Source organism: Sphingomonas yabuuchiae, from assembly GCF_014199595.1.
Taxonomy (GTDB): domain Bacteria; phylum Pseudomonadota; class Alphaproteobacteria; order Sphingomonadales; family Sphingomonadaceae; genus Sphingomonas; species Sphingomonas yabuuchiae.
Genome location: NZ_JACHNX010000049.1, coordinates 1 through 3527, shown reverse-complemented (window position 1 = coordinate 3527; position 3527 = coordinate 1). Strand labels below are relative to the sequence as shown.

The 3527-nt window shown below is 64.4% G+C and carries 5 protein-coding genes; 2 read left to right on the top strand and 3 right to left on the bottom strand.

The window, feature by feature from the left end; translation table 11 throughout:
* Positions 1-73 precede the first annotated feature (73 nt).
* Positions 74-520, bottom strand: a complete 447-nt coding sequence (locus GGQ89_RS19695; protein ID WP_184107177.1) for a CsbD family protein — start codon at positions 518-520, stop codon at positions 74-76.
* A 31-nt stretch (positions 521-551) separates the two neighbouring features.
* Complete coding sequence (locus GGQ89_RS19690) at positions 552-872, bottom strand: hypothetical protein (protein ID WP_042487616.1); 321 nt, start codon at positions 870-872, stop codon at positions 552-554.
* 323 nt (positions 873-1195) lie between these two features.
* Between GGQ89_RS19690 and GGQ89_RS19685 the strand changes: the two genes are divergently transcribed.
* The gene (locus GGQ89_RS19685; RefSeq protein ID WP_184107175.1) at positions 1196-2380 is read left to right on the top strand and encodes an alpha/beta hydrolase-fold protein; all 1185 of its coding nucleotides are present in this window, start codon (positions 1196-1198) and stop codon (positions 2378-2380) included.
* A gap of 45 nt (positions 2381-2425) precedes the next feature.
* Here the strand turns inward: GGQ89_RS19685 and GGQ89_RS19680 are convergent, their stop codons facing one another.
* Positions 2426-2845, bottom strand: coding sequence for a DUF3597 family protein (locus GGQ89_RS19680; RefSeq protein ID WP_184107173.1), 420 nt, complete (start codon positions 2843-2845; stop codon positions 2426-2428).
* Positions 2846-2997: 152 nt separating this feature from the next.
* On the opposite strand from GGQ89_RS19680, the gene GGQ89_RS19675 reads away from it, so the two are divergent.
* On the top strand, positions 2998-3527 hold a 530-nt coding region (locus tag GGQ89_RS19675), incomplete at its 3' end, for a DUF4142 domain-containing protein (protein ID WP_184107171.1).

Here is a 3527-nt window from a genome sequence, read left to right as displayed (position 1 = left end):
GGGGGGAAGCTACGTCCGGGCTACGCCCGGCCTCCGCTTCCCCCCACACGTCATCTACGATGTCGCTGACCCTTCAACTGCGATGTCGCTGTGCAGTTGCGCCAAAGGCGGAGGCACCGGCGCCGACCAGCAGCGCGAGCACCAGGAGGAACGAGGTCTTGGCACTGGCCCCGGCGGCGGCATCGGCGGCCTGCTCGGCCTTGGCGACCGCTTCGTTCTTGGTCTGAACGAATTCGGCCTTGGCCTGATTCACCTGGGCCTGGACGCGCCGCGCGGCCGCGACCGACCGATCGGTGGCGTCGCCGATCCGCTCGCGCGCTTCCTCGATCAGGCTGGGGGTGGCATCCTCCACCTCGCCCGCGACCGACTGGGCACGACCGAACAGATGCTCGGCGCTGCCCGCAACCTGATCGGTGACGCCCGCCACCTTCCAGTCGCGGCTGTCGACCGCATCGCCGATCGTCTTTTCCAGCTTGCCACCGAAATGGCGCGCATTGCCGTGCAGTGCATGCGTGCTCATCATTCGTTTCCGAAAATGCAAGGAAAGGGCGTCAGGGAGCCACGCCGCAGGTGGCGGCGGCCTTGCCGACTTCCAGTGCGATCTTCGGGTCCTTGATCTCGCCCGCGACCCGGATCAGATCGCCTGCGGTCAGCTGGCCGGGATTGGGATCGTCACGGCGATAGGCCGCGGCGGCATTGCCCAGCTGTTGCAACTGCCCCAGCGACAGGTTGCGCTCCAGCCGCTGGCCGACACAGGTCGAACGCTGGCTGTCCAGGCCATAGCGCTCCAGCCCGGTGGCGATCCGCGTCGAGGGCGGGGTGCACGCCACCGCGACGAGCGCGATGCCGATACTTGCGAGGATTTTGGCCACCCGGTTGCTCCCATGCGACCGGCGGCGAAATGCGACCGATCTGGCCGGGTACAACTTATGATAAGTTAAGCCGTTCCTGGTATTTTTGCGGGAATGGTTGGTAGTCTTGGACCAGTTTCGAGCCGCTGGCGGGCATATGGGCCGGGATGCCAGCACCATCACGCCATTGATGAACGTGGCGGCACCGCAAAGGATTTCATCGCCAAGCCACTGTCTTGACTACGTTTTTTTGCAAGCCGCCTTGTGTGATCCGGCCATAAACGGCACCTTCCCCTCTCCGACATGGTCGAAATGAACCAACGGATGACGAGGGAGGATGATTGATGAAGCTTCTGTTGGCGGCTGCCTTAACGGTGACGATGGCCGCATCCATGGCCCCTGCTCAGACCACGCCTCAAACCGCCCCACCGGCGGTGATCGAGGATTTCCGCCCCTCCTCGCTCAACCAGCCGGGCCAGTCCTATCCGCAGGTCAATTCGCAGGGCTATGCCCGTTTCCGCATCACCGCCCCCGATGCCAAGGCGGTCAAGGTCAGCCTGGGGCTAGGCGGACGCGGCGGCACCGTCCTGACCAAAGGCCCCGACGGCAGTTGGACGGGAACGTCGGAAGGCCCGCTCGACGAGGGATTTCATTATTACCACCTGACGGTCGATGGCGGCACCTTCAACGATCCGGGGACGTTGAACTTCTATGGCTCGACCCGCTGGGAAAGCGGTATCGAGATTCCGGCGCATGACGCGGATTTCTATGCGCTGAAGGATGTGCCGCATGGCCGGGTCGAACAGATTCTGTTCCCGTCGCCCAGCACCGGCACGTCGCGACGCGCCTTTGTCTACACCCCGCCCGGCTATGACCGGAACACGCGCGATCGTTATCCGGTGCTGTATCTTCAGCATGGTTGGGGCGAGGACGAAACCGCCTGGTCCAACCAGGGCCATGCCAACCTCATCATGGACAATCTAATCGCGGCCGGAAAGACGCGGCCGTTCCTGATCGTCATGACCTATGGCATGACCAACACCATTCGCCCCGGCGCGCCCGGCGGTCTGGCGAGTTTCGACATCCGCCCCTTCCAGACCGTGCTGCTGGACGAGCTGATCCCCTATGTCGACGGGCATTACCGGACCCTGTCCGACCAGCGCCACCGCGCCATGGCCGGGCTCTCGATGGGCGGCTTCGAGACGAAGCTGATCGCGCCCAGGCACCTCGACCGTTTCGCCTATATCGGTCTGCTCAGCGGCGGCACCATGTCGCCGGAGGATGTGAAGGTCACGCCGGGTTATCGCGACAAGGTGAAACTCACCTTTGTCAGCTTCGGCAGCCGCGAACTGGAGGGAGGGCGCAGCGGTCCGCCCGGTGGCCCACGCAGCGATCCCCGCGCCAATGCTGCCGCCCTGACGGCTGCCGGGATCAGGAATGTCTTCTACGTATCGGAGGGCACTGGGCACGAGTTCCAGACGTGGCGGCGCAGTCTTCAGGCAATGGCGCCGCTGCTGTTCCGGGATTGAGGTGATGGGGCGGCGGTCATGCGGACCGCCGCCCCTTCCGGCTCGTCAGTTCCGCAGGCTGTCGGGCACGATCCCGCCATTTTCGGCGAGCTTGGCCATCACCGCCTTGTGAAGCGCGATATTCTGCTCGGCCGAGCCGTCCTCGGCGGCATGCACGCCCAGTTCGTTGGCCAGTTCCTTACGTGCCGACAGGCTTGAATCCAGGTCGAGCAGCTTCAGCAGATCGACGATCGAGCTCTGATAATTGCCCCCGCCGTCCTTCATCGATGCCATTTCCGACAGGACCGCACCGACATCGACATTCTGCGGCGCCGGGGTCGGGGCGGCGGCGGGGGCCGGGGTCGGGGCGGGTGCAGCGGCCGGTGCGGGTTGTGCCTGGACCGGGGCGGGTGACGGTGCAGGCGCGGCTTCGGCCTTGCTGCCATGGTGGAATATCTTGTTCAGGATATTGCCGAAAATGCTCATCGGGTGGTTCCTTCGCTGATCGGATGCGACGATGCCCGCTCTAACGACGCAAGCGCCTTGCGGGTCCGCTCCTTCAGCGAGATGGCCTCTGCGGGAACGTCATCGCCCGACAGACGCTTAGACAGCATCTGTCGTCATTTCAGGGGTTTGCCATGACCATTCGTTCGACCTTCATTGCGACCACCGCCTTGCTTGCACTGGCGGCCTGTGGCCAGAAGCAGGACAATTCGTCGACCTACACGACGAATAGCGCCGATACGTATAACCAAGCGGATGCGTCCGCCCCCGCCCCGGTACAAACCCCTGCCACAAGTGCGGCGCAGAACTTCGTGAACACCGCCGCGGCCAGCGACGCCTTCGAGATCGAGACGTCCAGGCTCGCGCTCACCAATGGCGCTTCGGCCTCGGTGAAGTCCTATGCCCAGAAGATGATTGACGCCCATACCGGCTCGACCGCCAAGCTTAAGACGCTGACCGGCGGGATGAACCCGGCGCTGACGCCCGATGCGACGCTGAATGCGCAGCAGCAGGCGACGCTGGACCAGTTGAAGTCGCTTAAGGGAACGGCCTTCGACCAGGCGTACATCGCTGCGCAGACGTCTGGGCATCAGCAGACGCTGGATGCGCTGAGGGGGTATGCGACGACGGGCGACGTGCCGGCGCTGAAGAGCTTTGCGAGCGG